The sequence below is a fragment of the Vibrio sp. 10N.247.311.13 genome (assembly GCF_041467595.1).
Taxonomy (GTDB): Bacteria; Pseudomonadota; Gammaproteobacteria; order Enterobacterales; family Vibrionaceae; genus Vibrio; species Vibrio crassostreae_C.
The window spans coordinates 65,148-87,683 of the sequence record NZ_JBFSUX010000004.1 but is presented as its reverse complement, the minus strand read 5'-3'; the positions used below and the strand labels follow the sequence as shown (position 1 = coordinate 87,683).

Sequence of the window (22,536 nt, the reverse complement as noted above, 5' to 3'; positions counted from 1 at the left end):
CCATTCATAACGATCATGATATAGCATGGATACGACCACATCAATTCACCAGACTTATGCATATTATGCACTGGTTAGCGATTTGATGGCAGTTAAACCTTAGGGAGAGACCGAAGAGTAAAACGCTAATACATATCTTGCAAGTCTTCATAGTAGTTTAATGGTTTTACATTAAGAGAATTAAATTTTATCTAACTTCGTAATATTTAATACCTGAACCTAAGATCTGGTATGTAAACCATGATTCTTGGCAACACTTGATTATTCACATCAACGTAAGCTATGTAAGATCATAGATGAATAGTTAGACAGATTTAATCGAGTGCAAAAAAAAAGCATCACCATACCTTATAAGAAATAGGTCTAGTAATACTTTAATATTGATCAGGTTACCGGTAAGAGCTTATTCTAATACTTGGCCAGGAATGATCAAATCAGGATTTTCAATATCATTACTCTCAATGATCTCTTCTAAATCGAAGCCGAACTTTCTACGTAGTTCATATAACCAATCACCTTCTTGTACGACATAAGGTAATGTCGGCTTAACAGCAACTTCGGATATACTGTTAGACATAGTATCGAAGTCACAGTCCGTATCAGTTGGGTCAGATGTGCAATCCGGAGCTTTCGTAATTTCAAGTGACGAAGGGCGAGGTTCAACTTGGTCAGACTCAATCTTACGCTTGCTGTCATTGAAATAATAAGATAATCCAACCACGGCTTCTCGTTGATTTTGCCCAAAATCATCATTCAACGTTTGATTAAGTGCGATACTCGCACCGAAATATTCATTCAAAGCATACTCAGCAAGGTACTCTATTGTTGGATATTTATCTTCAAATCCGACTCCAACCTTTAAATCAATTTCTTCTCCATCATGTATACTATAAAGCAAACCAAAATCAGGTATGTACTCAGAATCATCTAATAATTTATAATGTTTGATACCTAGATTCAATTGAAGTCGGTTATATTGGTAGAGAAAATAAATAGATTGAGAATTCTCAAACATATCTCCATCAAAATTATAGCCATAGTTTGCCCCTACCCCCAAAATATGAGCAGTTGGCTTCTCAGCAACCGCTGCACCGCTGGTTAGTACTAGAAACATAAAAAAAATATTATTAATTAGTCGGTTCACAGGTTCACCTCATAAACAACATTAAACGACCCTTGGTAATTACCTGAACTGAGTGCATTTCCATCGACATCAAAACTAACATCGTATGCTACATCAACTTTGTTACTACCTTCTCCATTCACTGTAATCACTTCTGAATCAGGAAAAGATACGGTATTAAGTACTCCGTCTTGGACAATCACCTTGTCAGGGCTTTCGCAGCCAATGGCACACGTGATTGTGTAGGGTATCTTTTCTAGCGAGTTATCAATATTTGTAAGCTCATAGTCACCTGACGTAGGGCTAAATGTCATAATAACGCCTGTAGGTAAAGTCCCTAACAAGCTAACATCATACCTCGTTGTACCAGAGATCCTTTTTGTTGCAGTATCATACTGGGGTTCAATATTCCCGTCTCCAAGTACCGTTAATGATTCAAGGATCGCAGCTTGATAATCAATCGTGATAATTAACGTCTCCGGCACTCTGGTATAAGTCATCGTACCGGTTTGACTTGTAAAAAAGTAAGTGGGTGAAAGGTTAATTGATGCCGTAAAAGTTCCAGATCCAACAGGGGCTGCGAACACATCATTACTGATATTAGGCAAAGCGAAAGCAGGTCGATAAAACTTAAAAGGCTCTATTCGGCTTGTTGCTGTGTAACCCATTCGCGACACACACAAAGTCGACTCTTGGCCCACTTTCGCACTCGAACCACTTATATTTGTAGCTGCACACTCATTGGCAACTCCCATTCCCACATTTGACCCGTAGTCTTTTGATGTGAAATAACTAGCCGAGCTACCCAAATTATACTCAACGCCTAACAACTCCAGGCTGGTGTTAAAACTTTCGCCTGTAGAATGATTAACAAAGCTAACGTTATTAACGGGTTGGTTATCCATCGTTGCGGGATACCACTCTGCCGTTGGTTGCTCTTGCGCTATCGTCCATGCAGATGGAGATATAGCTTCACTACCGAAATAACTATTTGGCGCCGCATTGTTCCAAACCACAGAGTTGTTTGCTGTAATCGTTCCGTATACATCTGCAGCATGGCTACTATCTAAAGCCGTGAATAATAGCGCTATACTAATTAGGCTATTTCTTTTTAATAGTGATATTTTTGTTATAACTGTAATCATGGTTGGCTACCTTAACGGATAACGAATCGACATTTTGCAGGCCTTCTGCTAATTTTATGGTTTTCTTTCGACCAGATAGTATTGTATTAGTTTGTTTACATTTGTTACTAACAGAATTCGGTTTACAGTTATCAAACTGTATGTAGAAAAATGTGTTACCATTATTTTCCACATAAACTTCTGAACCGTTATATTTAACTTTGTAGTCAACATTAGTATTTTTTGCAGGTACAATATAATAAGGAGCATAACCATAATTAATACCAATTATACTTTCTTTTTTATCTCCATCGATAACGCTAGGCATGAAAGTCACTTGATAAACTTTGTCCTTCTCTAAATCATCACAATTAACCTGACATAAATTCTTTACTGATACACGACGTCTTTCCCCCGGATTTAATATCAGTTTATTGGGTAATAGCGCAAGATCCCATAAAGGTAAATTATCTTTTGTTAGCTCTACCTTTTCTAACTCTCCGTTTTCAACCTTTACTTGGCTAACGTTACCTTTTATATATTCAGGTTCAGTTTTCGAACTAGTCAGAGTAAAAACTCCATTACCATCTTCTCCAGCTATAAGAAGCATTTTATCTATGCTAAATGCATGGCTAAAAGAGGTCGTCATTAATAGTATCGAAGTAAATATTACACGTTGCATAATTTTCTCTATGTTAGTTATAAGCATATGGCGTCATCTCCATATGAACTGCATAATTAATGAGTTCATCAACATACAGTTTGTTTGCCGTAGTTAGTTGCTCAGGAGACTTAGCGAATATATACAAATAACCGCCAAGCTTTTTGTTTATAATTTCAACACCTGAGTTGTTCAGTTTGTTCTGATAGTTCAATACAATATTACTATCCTTGTATTGCCCTAAGTAGTAATAATAAACACCATCAACTAGGGCTATCTGATAACCTTCACTATTTTCTTCGAATGATGGCATACAGAAGTTATTACCTAAATTCAAATTATTAACCGATGATAACTCCGGTATTACACATTGGTTTTCCTTAGATATAATTTTGTAAGGTTGTTTATCTTTCACCTTAAATTGATACACACCTTCAACAAGCTTGTCAGTAGAAACACAACCTCCACCGATACATTCAACTCCGTCTATTGGATTTCCATTTATATCACTAAACGTCGATATAAATGATTTCAACTCAGACAACGACGTATCCAAACGGATAACAGTTCCTGGATAACTAGTAGCCGACGTATAAGACTCACCATTGTTGTAAAAATCAGAGGCTTCCGTATCAAGCTTGAATTCATATTCATAGAACTCTTTTAATGGATATACCGTCAAAGCATCTCCACTAACATAAGCATTGCTTTGTTTTCCATTCTGCTCGGAGTTAACTACCGCCAAGAATTTTCCATCCGAAGACAGTTCCCCTGTATCATTATTCGAAATAAAATAAGAAGATGACTTTTCACTCGTAAACTCTATTCCTTGAGAAGTTACGATATTACTTGTACCAATATATGCAGAAACACTTGTATTGCTACTTGAATTGATATAGGTATAAGAGTTTGAGTCAATATATTTATTCTTATAATTTGCAGACAATGATAAATCGGCACTGCTTTGGTCTTCAGTAGAATCTTGATAATAAAGTCCCGCAGAGCTTGATACATTTAGATTGTTTCTGTTAATTAGACTACTTGAGACTGTATCTCTATGCGATAGCGCAACATCACCACTATCATCTATTTGTGCTTGTGTACTATGTGTGTATGTGTTTTCCTGGCCTATTGGAATAATTATTGAGGCCATAACACCATAATTTATATCGCTCGATTCACTTGCTGATAACTCTAAGTTCACCTTTGAGTCAAGTGGTAATGATGATATCTGCACGCCACTTCTTGCAGACCAACTTTCTGATTCATTATTATAACCATTACTAAAATCTTTATATTGGTTTTTTGTTAATATACCCGATATATATGATGATATATTTCTCGTTAAGTACTTGTTGTAATTTACTGATAATGACGTATAGTTCGAGTTACTGAATAAAAGTTGAGACAAACTAATATCTCCAATACTATTATCATTTTCACTGTCAAATTTTGTGTAAGATACACTTAAGTTATAAATCCCCACATCAAAATTATAAAAACTAGATCCATCGTCAAATAATCCTGTTACTGCCGATATTCTGGACACTTCCCCTAAAGATAAGTGACCACCAACATAATTATAATTATCTTCCCCTGTAATAAACGAACCTGCACCCAGTGCAAAAAAATCCGTAACTTGATAGCTCAATTTCCCATTGGTGAACATTGGACTTTCATAATTATCATAAGCAAAGTTGATGGATTTCTGGTCAAAATCGTCCTCTAGTCCCGTATTCGTCAGGTCTCTTGATAAATAACCGGCTGTAATATGATAATCTAGTTCGCCGGTTTTAATCGACGAAGAGCTTGTATTGACTATCAACCTATCTTCTGTGTAAAACTCTTCACTGCCATCAAATATTCGAATTGTCGCAGTATAAGTACCAAATGGTAGCTCGTTATAGTCAAAGTATTCTTGCCCTGCATCCACATTACGACTTAATAGAACACGGCCTCTATCATCATTAATTTCTAGTCGACCAGCTCTTGAAATGTTCAAATATACTCGTCTAGAATTAGAAGATGATTTTTTTACTAGCTCTCTCGTCGATCCAATCGACAACATGTAACCAGAAGTTTTGCTGCCATTTTCTAAAAACTGAGTACTATTCCAAGGGCGTTCTTGGTATTTATACCCGACAGAGAAACGAGTATTACCACCAACATAGTTATACGATGAGTCATCCGAACTGAAACCATTGACATCACTAAAGTTTAGATCATTATGCAAATAGCCATACTTGCCAAAACCTGCATAATTTTCATGTTGATAAGAATAAGACGATGTATAATCAGTGTTGTCGCTATAAGAACCAGATAGATTCAAACCATGTGACATAATGATTGCGTTTTGATCGATCTCTTCTTTTACAAATTTTATTTCTGACTCTTCTATTATCTCAGTTAAGAATTGTGAGTTAACATGAATAATCAATGATTGGCTATCTGGCACATAAACAAAATCATATAAATCAGGTAGTAGACCACATTCACTTCGATAACCTTTACAATCTAGGCTCGATTCAACCCCATTTACCAGTGTTGTTGCCATCGCATCGCTAACATCTTTCTCAATACCAAGTTCATTCGCCAATGCTTGTGCTACAAGTTGTTTTTGTGAAGTGGGAATTCTTACTTCATCACCCGAGATGAAAGCTTCCGAATAGAATAATTTGTTGTTATCAGCCGAGAGAATTAGTGGCATTCTTATCAACTTCTCTTCAAACATATCTTCAAATCCATCTGGAATATTTGCGACGGATTTTGAACTATATATTATGGCCAAGAAAAATATGATAATTAAGTTTAAACCAAACCAAAGTCTAATAAACATTATAGTTGAAGCTCCACATTGAACGTAATACGACCATTGCAATCTAATGGCTCATCACTCGGTATATTTTTATTTGTCACTAATTCAAATTCATTGGTAGAGTTTTCATATTCAGTATTTTTAATATTATTAAATTCAAAGTTTGGTATATCTGAAATATCAGAGTAATGTTTTCTATCGATATAGAGATCGACAAAATCATCATACATAGTCTCACCGCTATCGTTGAAAACACATTTAGAAGTGAACTCTGATATGTTATAACTGTATTCAAACGAATCCCCAGAGCTTGTTGGTATATTCGTTCTAATATAAGAATAAAAACGCCCATTTAGAAAGGTTTCGTTCTCACCATCATACTTCAGTGCAATAAACTCATCAGATAAATCTACATTTATAGAATAGTCATACAAATTCGCTCTATTTATTTGTGTATTTACTGGAAATGAATAGCTTTCATAGCCAAAGCTATTGAAACTAAAAATAACAAGCAATAATAGAAAGAAATAATTTATATAGATATTCATTTTCATCAGCCTCGAAAAACAAGGCACTTAATTAATTAAGTGCCTATCAAATAATGAGATTTTTTCTTATGGCAAAGTTGCAATCATATCAACGTTAACGATAACTTCTGTACCAGCAATATCATCTGGAGTTGAGTGTGCTGTATCGTTAGCAACATACAGTTGAATCGTATCGCCTGCTGAAAGTTGAGTTGAAGCTAAGTAGTCAGCTGCAGTAAGTTCCGTCGCTGAAAGGTTATCGCCGACGACAATGTTAGGCTGTACTTCACCCATTGAAGCTGGAAGCACATTTACTTGTGATACCGTCCAGTTAGCTGGAGTTAAAGCCCCAAGCACAGCCCCCGTGTAGTCATGCGCTTCCAAAACAACTGCTTTAGTCGTTGCGAACGTACCGTCAGCGTTCACCTGTAACGTACCAACAAAAGAAGCAGGGTCTTCACTACCGCCCGCACCAGTAACAAGGATGTCACCGTTGGATACAAAACCAGGAACAAAGCCGCTGAATACTACAGAACCAATAGAGGTATCGCCAGGTGCAGAAAAAGCTGGAACAGATGTAATTGCAGATAGCAGTGTAATAAGTGTTAGTTTTTTCACTTTTATTTCCTTCGATATATTCATAATATGATTAGTTAGCCCCTTGCTAACTTCGGGTGTATGATATGCAATGAATAAACGTTTTGGTTAGCAAGTAAAGAAAAGTGACCTTCCGATATGCCTAGTGGATATTTGAGCAAGAAAACCATTCACCTAAAAAATAACCTAGGCATTTAATTCCTTAGGTTACTCATTCGCTAATTTAGTAACTGGTATTAGATCCCACCTTCGGTCTTATCTTATAAAAGTAGTTATTCACATGAACAACCCCACTTCAATATAAATACTAGAGACGTATAACAGTTTGAGTTTTAACTTATATCATTGCTAATAGCGCCAGCTGTCAACTAGGCACTCACCAGTGCCAGATACTAGCTCGTGCTAATTTAAAGTGATTTAGCCTTGTTAGAATACGCAAATAAATAATGGGCTGTGCTCTCTTTGCTTAATTCCCATAACATTCACTAATGAGTATTAAATACATGATGAGAATAAGTACATACGCACCTTTTCATAAATTTTCCCTGTCAGTAGCGATATCATTGGCGCTGTTTGGGTGTGGTGCATCTAGCGACGAAGCGACTACTAACTCCAAACCCGAATCTCCAACATCAGGAGATACCCTTTACTATGCTCAGGATGTAATTCGTCAAAGCACTCCCACAAATACCTTTTTTGTTGATTTGTCGAATAATATGGAGTCATCTGATGATTCGTCAGTTACATTAACGACAGTTACGTCTTTGAATAATAGCTATGATTGTAATGTTGTATCCCAAAATGCCAATGGCTTCACCATTAGCGCTCAAAGTGCAAAAGTGTGCGACTACCGCTATCGAGTTGGCGCTGCGCTACCTTCTGACATCGCTATGAGCTCCCATAGTAACCATGGAGAGGCGCGTATTAGCGCTACTTCAGCAACATCAGGAGATGGTTTTGCTGAAGCGACAGTTCGTGCGGCTGTCGGTGAGTCAACTGAGCAACTTACACCGATTTCAGGACTAACCTCCTCTTTCACATCTGTACAAATAGATATCGCTAAAGAGCTTGGGAACGCGGGGTACTCTCTAGACACAAGCACATATGCATTAGCAACCACGGTTACATTGCCTAATGGTGATGCGACAAATTCAACTGCTATTGCAAACACATCAACTAATACGATTGATTACACCCCAGGAGATGGCATACCAAGCGGCGTAGAACGCATCCTATATAGCTATAGTGATGGTTCAAGTGTGTTAGCTGGTAGTATTGATATCGCGGTCTCAACAGACACAAACAGTGCACCAACAGCAGAATCTCGTAGGAAAATCAGTTATATAGATCCAGACTCTGGTGACGAGGTAGCTAAAATTCCTTATGGTAAACAATTAAGGTTCAATGTTGCGGATCTTATAAGTGACCCTGACGGTGATACTCTTCATCTCGTTGACATATACAGCTTTGGTGCAACCATCTTAATTCCAAACGATGCCAACAACGATGGTAATCTTTTCAATGATACTGAGTTTGATTTCACTAGTACCCAACCTGGAGAAACATCTGTGTCCTATGTTGTGTCTGATGGAAAAGGGGGCTATGCCACAGGAATTTTGCAAGGTTACGTCGGTAACCCATATGAGCCAATCGTCTCAGGGAATATCTACCTACCACCGTTGATGTACGCAGATGCTAAAGATGCTGAAATCATCGCCACACCTCAAGTTGGTAACGGTACTACCGCTTTAAATGGTATCACCACGGCTTCTCACGATTGGCACACTGCTAATCACTTGTGCCAAGCTAGAGGAGCACGATTGCCAACGGTGACGGAACTTCGAAGCCTATATGATGATGGCAATACTAGTGGCCGTTTGTTTACTAATCACAACTGGCCAATTGACGTTAGCTACTGGGCTAGTAACCAAGGAGCAAGTGGAACTAGCTATCATCATTCCGTAAACATGGCAGATAGAGTTGTTAGTACATATGATGCCAATTCGAGTGTTCGATTTGCTGCTTGCGTCGATGCAACACCTCTAGGGTATCCAGTTAAATTCCTTGGTGATGACATTGGTAATGATTATCTATTTGATACTCGTATCAATGCTCAAGTGACGTTTGGCTGTGGGTTTATTGTAGATTCTATCTCGCAGGTAGGAGGTGCTCATATTGGAGGCACTGGCGGAGCCAAACATACAATAAACGTTGCTGACATAGGTAGAGTTAGAGCTGTCTGGGGACCCACAGAGTTTGGGTCTGGAAACGATATGTCTCGACTCTTTCTATATAATAAATCTGGTGGCTTACTGTTAACCTGTGGTAGCAAATCTTACTCAGGTCACTATAGCGATGAATATACTCTAACCGCAGATGAGCAGTTAACAGGCTTTAGGGCCACAGGAGACAGCTACCTAAATGGATTAGAGCTTTGGGTTGATACCGAATAATCCTAAGACGCTAGCGTTAAACTAGTTATTCGTAACTAGTTTAACGCTAGACTGCACACTATTTATGTTTCAATTTAAACAATTTCAACTCAAACCTCACTATTACATCCAATCTAACTTTAGTCGAACTGGCAGGCATTAAACACTTGATACTAGGCTAGTATCTTGAGATGTTTAGCTTTCTATTTTGGTACATTAAGGCAGCAATGCCGTAACACTCTCGAGACGTTCTATAATATGAACACGTTTACCGCATTGAACTTTCATTGAATAAAAAGGATTTATCATGAACAAACTCGTCATTATCATCTTATGTGTACTGCTTCCGCCTGTTGGCGTGTTCTTCGCTCGCGGCGCCGGGAAAGATTTGGTGATTAATATCATTCTTACTTTCTTCTTCTGGGTTCCAGGAATGATCCATGGTCTGTGGGTAGCCACCCGCTAACCCTTATTAACAAATAGATACCGAATAAAATATCCATAAAAACAAGCTCCTAGCCATGAAGAGTTAAAAATAGGATGAAATGAAAGTACTTTTCCACTATCATCCTGTCGCCTAAACGTAAGCGATTGCTTTCACAGATTTCGCTGAGTTTAGGCTCCAACTACATAACACTTCAAATGGTGGGAGCCTTCAATGACACAACTTACGATTACTCGTCCTGACGACTGGCACGTTCATCTACGCGATGGCGAAGTATTAAAAGATACAGTTCGCGATATCAGCCGTTACAATGGTCGAGCGTTAATCATGCCAAATACGATCCCACCGGTAATCGATACCGAAATGGCTCTTGCTTACCGTGAACGCATCATGGCAGAGCAGCCAAGTGAACAATTCCAGCCTCTAATGGCACTTTACCTGACAGACAACACAACACCTGATGAAATTCGTAAAGCGAAAGAATCTGGCGCTGTTGTAGCAGCGAAGCTATACCCTGCTGGCGCAACAACAAACTCTGATTCAGGCGTAACTTCTGCTCAAAAGATTTACCACGTACTAGAAGCAATGCAGGAAGTTGGCATGCTACTTTTGGTACACGGTGAAGTAACGACTCACGATGTTGATATCTTTGACCGTGAGAAGCAGTTCCTGGACACAGTACTTGCACCGATTGTGAACGACTTCCCTAACCTGAAGATTGTTCTAGAGCACATCACAACTGCAGATGCTGCGACTTTCGTGAAGAACGCGAACGACAACGTTGCTGCGACTATCACCGCTCACCACCTGCTTTACAACCGCAACCACATGTTGGTTGGCGGCATTAAGCCACACTTCTACTGCCTTCCTATCCTAAAGCGCAACACGCACCAATTAGCGCTTATCGAAGCGGCAACAAGCGGCAGCAAGAAGTTCTTCTTGGGTACAGACTCTGCACCACACGCTAAAGGTGCAAAAGAGTCAGCGTGTGGTTGTGCAGGTTCTTACACAGCGCACGCTGCGGTTGAACTGTACGCTGAAGTATTCGATTTAGAAGGCAAGATTGAGAACCTAGAAGCATTCGCGAGCCACAATGGCCCAGACTTCTACGGCATGCCACGTAACTCAGATACAATTACGCTCGTTAAAGAAGAGTGGAATGTTGCTGAAACGATGCCTTTCGGTTCAGACATCGTTGTGCCAATCCGTGGCGGCGAGGCGATTGCTTGGTCTGTAAAATAAGCACTTGGGCTGTTAAATAAACACCCTCCATTTAGCGAAAAGGGTCACCATAGTAATTATGGTGACCCTTTTTTGTTTCGATGAAAGACTGTCTTATTCCCAGCAGTAATTTAACGATTACTTACCGCGAATTTTTCCGATAGCAGTCCAAATAGCAACGACAATCAATCCAGATAAAACCCCAATCACACCATTTAATAGCGTTGGTACCACCGCAGTCGCAATCGTATGCCCACTGAAGTCCATAATAATCGGCTCAATTAAGTGATGAATCGCAGGAACGTTGTGCACCACAATACCTCCGCCAACCAAGAACATCGCCGCAGTACCGACCACAGCAAGCGTCTTCATTAACTTGGGCGCAAACGCGACTAGCCCGTTACCCAATTGAGTTTTAATGGTACTCCCATTCGATGTTCGCTGGAGATAGAAACCTAAATCGTCCAACTTCACGATCCCAGCAACTAAGCCATAAACACCAATCGTCATCACAACTGCAATCAAACTCACGACAAGAATCTGAGTGACGATACTTGTACCCGTCACGGTACCCAGAGCTATCACGATGATTTCCGCAGATAATATGAAATCAGTACGAATCGCGCCTGCGACCTTTCTCTTCTCATATTCCTCTATGGATTCGCCAGTACTCGTATCCTCTCCCTTTTCATCATCTTGATGAGAATGAGGAAACAGCTTCTCTAAGATTTTCTCTGCGCCTTCAAAACAAAGAAACAGACCACCAATCAAAAGCAAAGGCATGATCAGCCAAGGAATAAAGGCACTGATCAATAATGCCGCGGGCACCAAAATCAGCTTGTTTTTAAATGAGCCTTTTGCAACCGCCCATACCACTGGGATTTCTCTTTCAGCAGAAACACCGGATACCTGCTGAGCGTTCAGCGCTAAATCATCCCCCAACACGCCAGCGGTTTTTTTAGCTGCCACCTTAGACATCAGTGCGACATCATCCAACACGGTTGCAATGTCATCCAGTAGCGTTAATAAACTTGCTCCAGCCATTTTATGGTCTCTTTTAAGGGATTAAACAATTGATAAAATGTAACACCATCAATCCACTCATCAAAGTTATGAGTCTGTAAAAAATAGAGTCACAAGTTGTGTTTTCTATTGCCGTCTCAGCTAGACAGGACTAGTCTGTCTTCATCTTTCACGAACATAAAAGAAGAAGTATAGATGAAAAGTGAATACTCCTACCCAATCGGTGAGCCTGGAAAAAAATGGCAACAAGCAGAACGTCAAGCATGGTTCGCTCAAAGAACGGTTAAGCGTGAATATCAACAAGAAGTTGTGCCAAAAATCCAAGCACTCGCAGACCGCTTCGACATCGAACAATACGGTGCATTGAGCTACGACGAAGCTCGCTTCCCGCTTTTTGCAATCAAGAGCAAAAACTGGGATGAATCAAAGCCAACGATTCTGGTCACCGGTGGTGTTCACGGTTACGAAACCAGTGGTGTACATGGCGCGATCAAGTTCGCCGCCACTCAAGCAGAACAATACACTGCGCACTTCAACATTGTTGTTGCACCTTGTGTGAGCCCTTGGGGTTATGAAGTGATCAACCGTTGGAACCCAAATGCTGTCGATCCAAACCGCTCTTTCTACGACGGTACGCCAGCAGAAGAATCAGCAAACCTACGTGCATTAGTCGCTTCTTTACCAGAAATCTTGGTTCACGTTGATCTACATGAAACGACAGATTCTGATGAGACAGAATTCCGCCCGGCACTTGCTGCTCGTGATGGCATTGAGTACATCGAAGGCATGATCCCAGACGGTTTCTACACGGTTGGCGATACTGAAAATCCACAGCCTGAGTTCCAAGCGGCGGTAATTGCTTCAGTTGAAAAAGTAACGCACATTGCGCCAGCAGATGCAGACGGCAAGATCATTGGTTCTGAAGTTACCCAACATGGTGTGATTAACTACCCAATGAAGAAGCTTGGGTTATGTGGCGGTGTGACTGATTGTAAGTACGGTACAACCACAGAGGTTTACCCAGACAGCGACAAAGTGACAGACGAAGAGTGTAATGACGCTCAGGTTGCTGCAGTAGTCGGTGCTTTGGATTATGTAATTCAACACGAACTAAACGCGTAAACTAATAGCTAGTAGCTAGTGCACTAGAGCTAAGCCCTAAAACTAAAAAGAGCCACAAGTGACGATTCGCTTGTGGCTCTTTTTTTGTCTCTTTCTCTTACCTATTATTTCTTATCAGGCATAAAAAAGCTCCCTTGCAGTACAAGAGAGCTTTGAAATAACGCTTCCTCTGGAATAAGTCGTTAATTAACTAATGACTTACTCAGCGGCTTAGCTACTTTATTTCGCTGTTTCGCTAACGCTTGTTTGTCCTTTGTCTACTTCAGTCAGTAGACCTTTCAACAAGCTGAAACAACCAATCAGAAGAATGATCGTAAACGGCAGTGCAGCAATGATTGTGATCGATTGCAGTGCTTGGATAGATTGAGTACCACCAATCCACAACATCACCATTGCGATAGCGCCTGAGATAACCGCCCAAACCACTTTCTGTTTAACTGGAACTTCAAGCTTACCGCCCGCCGTCATGCCATCGATAACGATAGAACCTGAGTCTAGTGTTGTAACGAAGAACACGATGATCAGTGCTACAGCGATAACCGATAGAATGCTACCAAACGGGTAAGCGTCTAGCATGTAGAACAAGCTTAGAGATACGTCTGTGATGCCTTGGTCGAGGCCAAGTTGCCCCACATGACTGATCACTTGCTCGATAGCCACGCCACCAAAGATAGACATCCAAGCAGACGTTACCAGTGTTGGGATAATCAATACGCAAAGTAGGAATTCACGAACCGTACGGCCCTTAGAAATACGCGCTACGAACATACCGAAGAATGGTGCATACGCAACCCACCATGCCCAGTAGAATACAGTCCAGCCATGCAGCCATGTTGTGTCTTCACGGCCAGAGCTTTGGCTCAAAGCTACGATATTTTTCACATAGCCCGTTGCCGCCGTTGCCATTGAATCAAGCACAGTTGTGAAGTTCAATACAGCGATAAGACCAAGGAATATGAATGCAATAACCATGTTCAGGTTACTTAGGAACTTAACACCACCGTCCATACCACGTAGTACAGAGATGATCGCCAAGCCCATGATCAGAACGATGATAGATTGCTGAAGGAAGATGTTGTTTTCCAAGCCGAACACGTGGCTAATACCACTTGCTGCTTGTGTACCACCTAAGCCCAATGAAGTCGCAAGGCCAAACAGAGTAACCAGTACGGTTAGTACATCGATTACATCACCAGTTTTGCCCCACACACGTTCACCCAGAATTGGGTAAAACACAGAACGCATTGATAGCGGTAAGCCTTTGTTATAAACAAAGTACGCCAGACAAAGCGCCGTCATGCCATAGATAGCCCATGCATGAAAACCCCAGTGGAATACGGTTGCGCCTAGCGCCAGTTCACGACCAGCGGCTGTGAAAGGTTCTGCGTCTAATGGCGTTCCGAACCAGTTAGTGAAGAACGCAGTTGGCTCTGCAACACCCCAGAAGATAAGTCCAATACCCATACCTGCTGCGAATAACATCGCAATCCAAGATGACATTGAATAGTCCGCCGTCGCGTCTTCACCACCTAAACGGATTTTACCCAACGGTGAAAAAGCAAGAACTACAGCAAACGCTAGCATGATGTTAGCTCCCCACATAAACAGGAAGTCAAACTTTGATAGAACAGCACCCTTAATAGAATCAATTGCAGCTTTAGCATCTGCAGGAGGAAGAGCAAGAAGAGTGATGATGAAGAGAAGAGATAAGCCTACTGAGGCTACGAAGACTGTGTTATGGACATCCATGCCCCATTTACTGACGTTATCTTGACCAACTTGATAGTCAGTAGAATCAATACTGTATTTTTTTGATTTAAAACTCATAAATTATGATGTTCGCATATCCGAATCAACGAATATAAGGACGCTCTCCGTATCCAATTACTACTTGATTGGCTCGCCGAACCGCCTAAATAAAAGGCAATAAAAATCACAATAGTTAGTGACAAATGGACTTACTGGCTCAATCCCAAGGCGCGCATTATAGCACAGCTCAAAGCATTTTGACTGAGTTTTAGCTCAATAGTCACCCAAACCGGAGCTGATAGTGATAGTTAACCCAATAAAAACAGAATAAAATAAAAGAATAAAAACCATCAAATACAACAATTTAAATTAAAATGACGCACCGTAAAATCACATCCAAACTTTTTTCAGATAATTTTAATAATCACCCAATTTACTTATAGCTCTAATAAAAAAGCCCCGCTATAGGGGCGGGGAAAGTTACCAAAGGTAAAAGAGAAATCAGTGCTAAATGTCAGCGCTGCGTCTCACAGATCAGCACTGCACATTTCAAAGACAGTTCGTTAGATTGCGAAGCAAAAACCTAGGTTATAGTCTTCACCATTTTTCGCAGTGAACTCTTTGTCTTCACTTGATGCATTCGGGCGGCCACTTTCATCGCCTTTTACTAAGCTCACCCAGTGACGGATGCCAGAAGAACGGCTGGCCTCAGTTTGACCAAACGTAGTGCACGTCTCTAATTGGATATCTTGAATATCAACCAACTCCAGACGGCCTGTGCCTTTACGAGCGCCGATTGTCACTTCAACGTGCGTACCGCTTTCATCACGGAATAGGATTGCTGAAGGCTTAGATTTATCACCTGTGTAAGCTACAAAGTGTTTAGCGCGTTTTAGGCCGGTGTGCTCACCGTTTTTGAAGTAAACCTGAACATGTCGGTAATCAATCTCGTAGCTCACCGCGTCTTCGTGTGAACCCGCCTCAAGAGGAAATAAAGTATCAAGCAACTGTTTCGCCATTTTCTGTTTTTCGAGTTGCTTGTCTGCTTTCACCATTTCGACGGCAAAGACAGCTTCAGCAATAAATGTTGAATGGTTTCTGTGAAGTTCTGTTTTGTCTAGTGTCAGCATATTCATAGTCTATCCCTCGTACGGCTTTAAATTTCATTTAGGTCAAACATCCCAATAGACCCTTTTCAAAATTGTTCTTTACTGTGTGGTTTCCATGTTTTTCATACTACTGTTATTTTTGAAACAATTTCACAACAAAAATTACACAGTGTGAATTTTACTAAATTGCTTTTTTACACAAACCGGCATTTCGAGCCCCCAGCCCTTTATTTAACTGGGTTGAGGGTTCCGTAGAAACGCGTTTACGTGTTGTTTGAATTTGTGTAATAACCCACCCCAACCAACTTATTGTCGATAACTCGATAGTAAGTGTGCTTAGTTTCCACTTTGCTCGACAGCGGATTTAACCATCGATAGGTGTAAACGCCACGACCATTTTCTTTGGCTAGATTTAACATCTCAGTGAGAATCGGTTTATCGTCAGGACTTAGAATCTCGCTGTGCGAACGCCCAACTAGCTCAGGAGAGACCCCATGCGCCAGCAACTTTCCAGAGCTCATATCCATCACAAACACATACAAGTCCCCTTCAACAAAGCTGCCTTCACTATTATTGAACTCAGTAATGCTGTCTTGCTCAGACTCTACTATTGCGGTCATCGCTCTCGCCAATAATCGCTTAGCTTCTGCAGCACTGGAACGTTCTGGGTAATACCCCACCGCCACGATTACATCGCCGACACGCTCGAAGAAAGTGGTTTTCGGCTCACCCATGCGATCGGTCGGGTTGGTCCAGTGATACTTCACTTCACCAAAACCCTTGTGTACCGCTTTGGTGATCATTTCACGGAAAAAAGGATTGCCGTAAACATCTTGTGTGTCCAATACACTGTCGCCCACCAGCACCATGGAAGAGCCGCCACTGGCAAGAAATTGACCATCAATTCCGAGTGCAAACACGTATAGCTCACCGTCTATGTATTCGGCATCACTCATGAAGTCTTTCACGCTGTCGTCACCTTCTTTTTGAACGTGCACCACCGCTTTCGCAAGCAAGGTTTTAGCTATTCTTTCAGCGTCACTGACCACATGTGGCTCAGAAATATCGAGCACATTGACTGGCTTAATCTCTTTCTCGACTTCTGAATGCTCTGCACGCAATCCAATGCCGCTGACCACAGCAAACAAGGCGCAGCCAATAAGGATGATTCTGGATAGATTCATCGTTGTGTCTCCTAATAGCCGACTAAGGACGGTAGCCAAAGCGTGATTTGTGGGAAGAAAGCGATAACGAAAACGCCCACGACAGATGCAAGTACAAAGGGATGGATCTTCGCGGTGATCTGCTCAACCGTAGAGCCACCAATCCCCGAGGCGACAAAGATATTTTCGCCGAGCGGCGGTGTAGCAAAACCTATCGACAACGTACACACCACCACAATACCTACGTGGGTTGGATCCGCGCCTAGCATGTACATAATAGGCAATAGCACTGGCACGATAATCATGATCGCGGCTAACGTTTCCATGAACATGCCGACGAAAAGCAATAGCACAATAGTCAGTGCCCACACCATATACATGTTGTCAGTGAAACCTAGTAATGACTCTGCCACCACGACCGGAATTTTTTGTTCGATTAACAAGCGACCAAATACCGTTGCAGCGAATAGAATCAGCAACACACGCCCGGTAATCCATGTGGTTGTCGATAATGATTTGATGGTGCTTTTAAACGATAACTCTCGGTGAATAAACACACCCACAAACAGCGAATAGAAAATTGCCACAACCGCTGACTCTGTTGGTGTGAACATACCGCTGTAGATACCTCCGAGAATCAAGAACGGCGCTAATATCGACCATAAACCGCGGCGCAAGTAGTGCCTTACATCGCCAAACGACCAGGTTTCAGTCAACCCTTTATAGCCTTCTCGCTTAGCAATGAAGTAGTTGGTTACCACCAGCGTCGAAGCCATGATGAAGCCCGGTACAACCCCAGCAACAAACAGTTTTGGAATAGACAAAGAAGCAAACTGGCCGTGTTGAGCAATGGCTTCCGGTGGCGCCATTAAGCCCATTGCGGAGATACCAAAGATAACCAAGGGAATGGATGGTGGGATGATAATGCCCAAGCCACCAGATGCAGCAGTAACTGCCGATGCGTAGCTCTTATCGTAGTCACGCTTGACCATCGCAGGCACCATTAGCATGCCTACCGCAGCGGTGGTTGCAGGGCCTGAACCCGAGATAGCACCAAAGAAAAGACACGCCATTACCGTTGCTGCGCCAAGGCCACCTGTTACGGGACCCGCTAAGCTTTCGGCGATATCCACCAGACGTTTGGAGATACCCGCCGCCTCCATTAATGCACCCGCAAGAACAAAGGCTGGCAGGGCCATTAGCGGGAAGTTACCCACCGAGGTAAACGCGATTTGTACTAAAGCGATGGGATTTTTGTCGAGCAACATATAGGCCGCCATCGAAGCGCCAGCCAGTGATACTGTGATTGGTGCGCCCAGAATTAACAGCGTTAAAAAGCCACCAAATAAAATTAGAGTTAAATAGGATTCCATTATTACATCTCTCTATTACGACTATTCTCTGTGATGACTATTGCGCTGACTTTTGTGCCGTCATTTTGCGCAGCTCTTTGACTTCTGGATCTTCGTTGGTTGCGCCTTTGAATAAACGCTCATAGTTGTTCCAGATAATTCGAATCATCATCAGTGAAAACGCGATAGGTAAAATCATGTAGAAGTACTTCATCGGGATACCTGTAGTCTGAGACTTCCAAAACAGATTCATTTTGTTGAACACGAAGTCGTAGCTGAGGTAAACGAAGTAGCCGTTGAAACAGAGCCATAAGAAGTCAGCGATGGTTTCACTCACGGTCTGCACGATTGGCGGAAAGAATTTAAAGTGAAAGCTCACTCGGTTGTGCGCCGACATCTTGGCCGCAACAACAGCCCCTAGATAGGCAAACCAAACGAACATGTAAGTAGCGACCTCATCCCCCCAAGGGATAGAGTAATCAAAGAACTGACGAGTAAGGATTTGTGTAAACAGCAATAGGACAAAGCTTGCGAGCAGCAGACAACAGGTATATTCCTCAATGTTGTTTAGGTGCGTTTTTATTGTTTTAGCGACTGACATATAACCTCCAATGTTGATTTCCACATGACAACCAGTCGCTCACGGTCCTAAAAAGATCAGGTACAGAACAGATCAACGAGTACAGCCATGTAAATGCCCTATCTCACTGTTCTATAGCTAGGTGATTAAGTAGCGCAGAACAGCAGATAGGGCGAATCTAATCGTTACTTTCTACCTAGTAACTCAAGAACGTCGTCTAGCTTGTCTTTGCCTCCAATACTTGAGTAGAACTTAGGCCAAACTGACTTAGTCACCTTGCTGATCCACTCTTGCTCGTTGTCTGCTGGGTCTGTGAATACCATGCCTTTCGCTTGTAGCTCTTCGCGAATCTTGTTTTCTGTGTTTTCTAGATAAGCAAAGCTGTGCTCTGTCGCTTCCTGACCTGCTTCAAGGATGATCTTTTGCATTTCAGGTGTCTGTTGTTGGAAGACCGTTTCACTCACGATTAGAGGTTCTAGAGAGAAAATGTAGCGAATGTTGGTCACGTACTTTTGTACTTCGTTGAACTTCATCGCGTGGACTGTGATGTAAGGGTTATCTTGTCCATCTACCACGCCTTGTTGCAGGCCAGTGAAAGTCTCAGACCACGCCATTGGTGTTGGGTTTACACCCCATGCTTGGTACGAAGCAATCATAATTTCGTTACGAGGGACGCGAATCACTAACCCTTTAAGGTCTGCTGGCGAAGCCACTGATTTTTTAGAGTTGGTTAGAACCCTAAAACCAGAATAAGCCCAACCTACGATGCGAACACCTGCATCACGAATCGTGTTATCGACAAGGTCTTGACCTACTTGGCCTTGAGTTAATAGCACCGCTTCTTCTGCACTTTGAATGACGTAAGGCATGGTCAATAGACCAACCGTAGGAGAGAAAGGCGTCACGTTGTTGATCGCCAATACAGAGAAGTCGAGAAGGCCGATTGCCGCGTCGTTGACGGTGTCTTGCTCATTGCCTAATTGGCCATTCGGGAACAGGTCGATTTTCACTTTACCGTCTGTTTTTTGCTCCATCAGTTCAGAGAATGAGGTCGCTAATTCCCACTGCGTACCACCAGCAGCATCGCCGATAGCCATTTTAAAATTCGCTGCTGCCGCGGTATGAGATAACACCGCTGTTGCTACAATAGTGACACCAGCAATAATTTTATTTTTAATCAATTTCATAGTCTTAACCTTTCCTATCATACAGACGTCCTGCCTGTACTTTGCTCACAAGGTGACCTGGTACAACTTTCCCGGTCGTAATTCTATTTCCCTATTTTGGAAACAATGTTCGGGTAGTTACAGCCTTTCATCCTTTAACGAATACCATTGATAAAGGAACCGCTGCCCCATTCTTCGAAACGGTGCAAACATCTCTGATTCCACCACTTCCCTCACGTTGGGGAACGGAAGTTTTGATTCAAAAATTGGCAAGTCCAACTTGTGGCCTTCACCTGCAATCCACTGAGCGAGGCGCTTACCTGCTTGAGCGGAGTACATCACGCCATTACCGCCATAACCCAGTGCGTAGAAGATGGATTGCTTTGGATTCGGCTGATAGATTCTCGGCATCATGTCGTGGCTAACATCCACCCAGCCCCACCATGAGTAGTCGATTTTGATCTGATCGAGAGACGGGAATTTTCGAGTTAAATCCGCTCTCAACATGTCTTCGTATTTCTTTTCAGGTGCATTCTTGCCACTGATGGCACTGCGCGTCCCAATCTGGACTCGGTTATCCGGTAGCAGACGGTAGTAATGGCGCAGGATTCGGGTATCTGTAATCACCTGATTAGTTTTGAAGTTACACGCGGCGATTTCGTCTTGAGTTAGCGGACGTGTCACCATCGAGTTAGAAAGCACTGGCAACAGGCGGTTCTTAAGCTCGGAATGTAGACCTTGGCTGGTGTAGCCACCCGTGCAAACACCGACAGAACGCGCCTTTACCACACCACCTGGCGTTTTCAGGTAATGCACACCGCCACGAGTTTCCCACCCCATCACAGGGCTTGCTGGGTGAACTTTTACGCCGAGTGCTCTCGCCTTTCTTAGATAACCAAACGCCAGTTTCCCTGCATGGATGCCAATACCTTCTGGCTCATGCATTGCGCCTGCCGCTTCTTGGTCACCAACGTAATCACGCTTTACGGTTTCCGCATCTAAGATCTGCGCATCGTAATCGAACGTGTCACGCAGCAACTTGGCTTCTTTCTCGAGTGTTGCCATCACTTTTGGACGGTGAGCAACGTATAAGTGGCCGCCCGGTTGTGGGTCACAATCAATGTCTTTGATTAGAGACTTAAAGGTGTTCATGCCATCGACGCATTCGCGGTGCATTTTTAGCGCAGTTTCTAATCCCCAGCGTTCAATCCACTGAGAACGCTTCAAACGCCCTGAAGCACACTGTGCCTGACCACCATTTCGGGTGCTGCATCCCCAACTCAAACGGTTGGCTTCAATCACTGTCGCTTTAATACCGTACATTTCAGCAAGGTGTATCGCGGTGCTTAGGCCCGTGTAGCCTGAACCGATTATCGCCACATCAACATCCATATCCGATGTAATTGGACCATCATCTTCAGGTGGCGCGCCTGCCGTATCTACCCAGTACGTTGGTGCGTATTCCTTACCGTGACCTGGGCTCTTGTCTTTAAGTGGATCGTATTTTGGATCGTATTTATCTTTTGCTTGGGTACTTTCTTGTGCTTGGGTGCTTTTCACCTTTGGCGACACATCGGCTGCCGGTTGTTCCATTACTAAACTCATAATTCGACTCTCCTAGTCATAACACGTGAACGGGTTGTGGTTTCGTGTCTAGCTCTTGGGAGTATTGTTGGGAGTCAAAAGAGGTCGTGTTTTACGGAAGGCATTTTTTACGCTGATTTTTCCATCTTTCAGGGTAAACACGTCGACCATGCGAGCTTCGATGATGCTGCCATCAGGATTAGTCGCAGAGAACGTCGATTCACTCACCGCGCGGTCACCACACACAAAATGGACAGGATCGCTCCAAGCTGCATCTGGAAAGTTCTGCCAAACCAATTCAAAGCTATTGCGAACGGCTTCGTACCCTTCAATAGTATTTCCAAGCAAGCCTTCACCTGCCACGGTGTGGAAGACACAGTCTTCAGTCATAAACGACATCAGTGCTTCGATGTCGTGGTTATTCCACGCATCACTGAAAGACTGTAAAAAGGCGGTGTCGACTTGGTTTTCCAGCACGAATGTCGCTGCATTGGTTTGCATATTCATATTCCAGAATCCTTTATGTTTTCGTTATTGGTTTAAATTTCAGTGGCTTTGCGCCACTTTTTTATTAGAGTGTTTAAACTAGATTTGTGGAAATTTAACAACTTGATAACAAGCTTCGCCACTCTAACTTCGAGTTGCTTTATAAACAATCTCTAAGCTCACAGATTTCATCTTTTTATAAACTAATTAGTGTTCTAATTTTATTTACCAGAAAAACAACTACGTTAAGTCTAAAA

At 42.3% G+C, this 22,536-nt stretch carries 19 protein-coding genes; 4 read left to right on the top strand and 15 right to left on the bottom strand.

Annotated features, from left to right (window positions below):
* Positions 1–403: 403 nt before the first annotated feature.
* From AB6E52_RS03070 to AB6E52_RS03045, 6 genes are all read right to left on the bottom strand, one after another.
* Positions 404–1,144, bottom strand: coding sequence for a LysM peptidoglycan-binding domain-containing protein (locus AB6E52_RS03070; RefSeq protein WP_102321326.1), 741 nt, complete (start codon positions 1,142–1,144; stop codon positions 404–406).
* Entirely contained in the window at positions 1,141–2,268 is a 1,128-nt protein-coding gene (locus AB6E52_RS03065; RefSeq protein ID WP_102321325.1) for a hypothetical protein, read from the bottom strand. The genes AB6E52_RS03070 and AB6E52_RS03065 overlap by 4 nt, the downstream gene beginning before the upstream one ends.
* Positions 2,225–2,929 (bottom strand): hypothetical protein, encoded by a 705-nt coding sequence (locus tag AB6E52_RS03060; RefSeq protein ID WP_229648578.1) that lies wholly within the window; start codon positions 2,927–2,929, stop codon positions 2,225–2,227. The genes AB6E52_RS03065 and AB6E52_RS03060 overlap by 44 nt, the downstream gene beginning before the upstream one ends.
* Positions 2,930–2,942: 13 nt before the next feature.
* Positions 2,943–5,744: a CS1-pili formation C-terminal domain-containing protein gene (locus tag AB6E52_RS03055; RefSeq protein WP_102321324.1), complete on the bottom strand. Its 2,802-nt coding sequence runs from the start codon at positions 5,742–5,744 to the stop codon at positions 2,943–2,945.
* A complete protein-coding gene (locus AB6E52_RS03050) occupies positions 5,744–6,271 on the bottom strand; it encodes a hypothetical protein (protein WP_240800848.1) in 528 nt (175 codons plus the stop codon). Before AB6E52_RS03050 ends, AB6E52_RS03055 begins: the two co-directional genes overlap by 1 nt.
* Before the next feature lie 66 nt (positions 6,272–6,337).
* Complete coding sequence (locus AB6E52_RS03045; protein ID WP_102321323.1) at positions 6,338–6,868, bottom strand: hypothetical protein; 531 nt, start codon at positions 6,866–6,868, stop codon at positions 6,338–6,340.
* An 818-nt stretch (positions 6,869–7,686) separates the two neighbouring features.
* On the opposite strand from AB6E52_RS03045, the gene AB6E52_RS03040 reads away from it, so the two are divergent.
* The 3 genes from AB6E52_RS03040 to pyrC all read left to right on the top strand — a co-directional run bounded on the left by AB6E52_RS03040 (position 7,687) and on the right by pyrC (position 10,966).
* Complete coding sequence (locus AB6E52_RS03040; protein ID WP_372189942.1) at positions 7,687–9,300, top strand: adhesion domain-containing protein; 1,614 nt, start codon at positions 7,687–7,689, stop codon at positions 9,298–9,300.
* 286 nt (positions 9,301–9,586) lie between these two features.
* A complete protein-coding gene (locus AB6E52_RS03035) occupies positions 9,587–9,745 on the top strand; it encodes a YqaE/Pmp3 family membrane protein (protein WP_017059962.1) in 159 nt (52 codons plus the stop codon).
* 192 nt (positions 9,746–9,937) lie between these two features.
* Positions 9,938–10,966 (top strand): dihydroorotase, encoded by a 1,029-nt coding sequence (pyrC, locus tag AB6E52_RS03030; RefSeq protein WP_102321321.1) that lies wholly within the window; start codon positions 9,938–9,940, stop codon positions 10,964–10,966.
* A gap of 117 nt (positions 10,967–11,083) precedes the next feature.
* Here the strand turns inward: pyrC and AB6E52_RS03025 are convergent, their stop codons facing one another.
* The gene (locus AB6E52_RS03025) at positions 11,084–11,989 is read right to left on the bottom strand and encodes a DUF808 domain-containing protein (protein ID WP_102321320.1); all 906 of its coding nucleotides are present in this window, start codon (positions 11,987–11,989) and stop codon (positions 11,084–11,086) included.
* 174 nt (positions 11,990–12,163) lie between these two features.
* On the opposite strand from AB6E52_RS03025, the gene AB6E52_RS03020 reads away from it, so the two are divergent.
* Positions 12,164–13,090, top strand: a complete 927-nt coding sequence (locus tag AB6E52_RS03020; RefSeq protein WP_102321319.1) for a M14 family metallocarboxypeptidase — start codon at positions 12,164–12,166, stop codon at positions 13,088–13,090.
* A gap of 219 nt (positions 13,091–13,309) precedes the next feature.
* On the opposite strand, the gene AB6E52_RS03015 is transcribed toward AB6E52_RS03020, so the two are convergent.
* The 8 genes from AB6E52_RS03015 to AB6E52_RS02980 form a co-directional block, all read right to left on the bottom strand.
* Positions 13,310–14,917 carry a BCCT family transporter gene (locus tag AB6E52_RS03015; protein WP_102321318.1) on the bottom strand — a complete coding sequence of 536 codons (1,608 nt, stop codon included), beginning with the start codon at positions 14,915–14,917 and terminating at the stop codon, positions 13,310–13,312.
* Between the two features lie 485 nt (positions 14,918–15,402).
* Complete coding sequence (locus AB6E52_RS03010; RefSeq protein WP_017070684.1) at positions 15,403–15,975, bottom strand: malate synthase; 573 nt, start codon at positions 15,973–15,975, stop codon at positions 15,403–15,405.
* A 236-nt stretch (positions 15,976–16,211) separates the two neighbouring features.
* Positions 16,212–17,132, bottom strand: coding sequence for a cache domain-containing protein (locus tag AB6E52_RS03005; RefSeq protein WP_102321317.1), 921 nt, complete (start codon positions 17,130–17,132; stop codon positions 16,212–16,214).
* 11 nt (positions 17,133–17,143) lie between these two features.
* Positions 17,144–18,484, bottom strand: coding sequence for a TRAP transporter large permease (locus tag AB6E52_RS03000; protein ID WP_102321316.1), 1,341 nt, complete (start codon positions 18,482–18,484; stop codon positions 17,144–17,146).
* Positions 18,485–18,521: 37 nt separating this feature from the next.
* Complete coding sequence (locus AB6E52_RS02995) at positions 18,522–19,064, bottom strand: TRAP transporter small permease (protein WP_017059970.1); 543 nt, start codon at positions 19,062–19,064, stop codon at positions 18,522–18,524.
* Between the two features lie 164 nt (positions 19,065–19,228).
* Positions 19,229–20,230, bottom strand: a complete 1,002-nt coding sequence (locus AB6E52_RS02990) for a TRAP transporter substrate-binding protein (RefSeq protein ID WP_102321315.1) — start codon at positions 20,228–20,230, stop codon at positions 19,229–19,231.
* 117 nt (positions 20,231–20,347) lie between these two features.
* Complete coding sequence (locus tag AB6E52_RS02985; protein WP_102321314.1) at positions 20,348–21,814, bottom strand: FAD-binding oxidoreductase; 1,467 nt, start codon at positions 21,812–21,814, stop codon at positions 20,348–20,350.
* A gap of 48 nt (positions 21,815–21,862) precedes the next feature.
* Complete coding sequence (locus tag AB6E52_RS02980) at positions 21,863–22,300, bottom strand: nuclear transport factor 2 family protein (RefSeq protein ID WP_050643310.1); 438 nt, start codon at positions 22,298–22,300, stop codon at positions 21,863–21,865.
* Positions 22,301–22,536 lie beyond the last annotated feature (236 nt).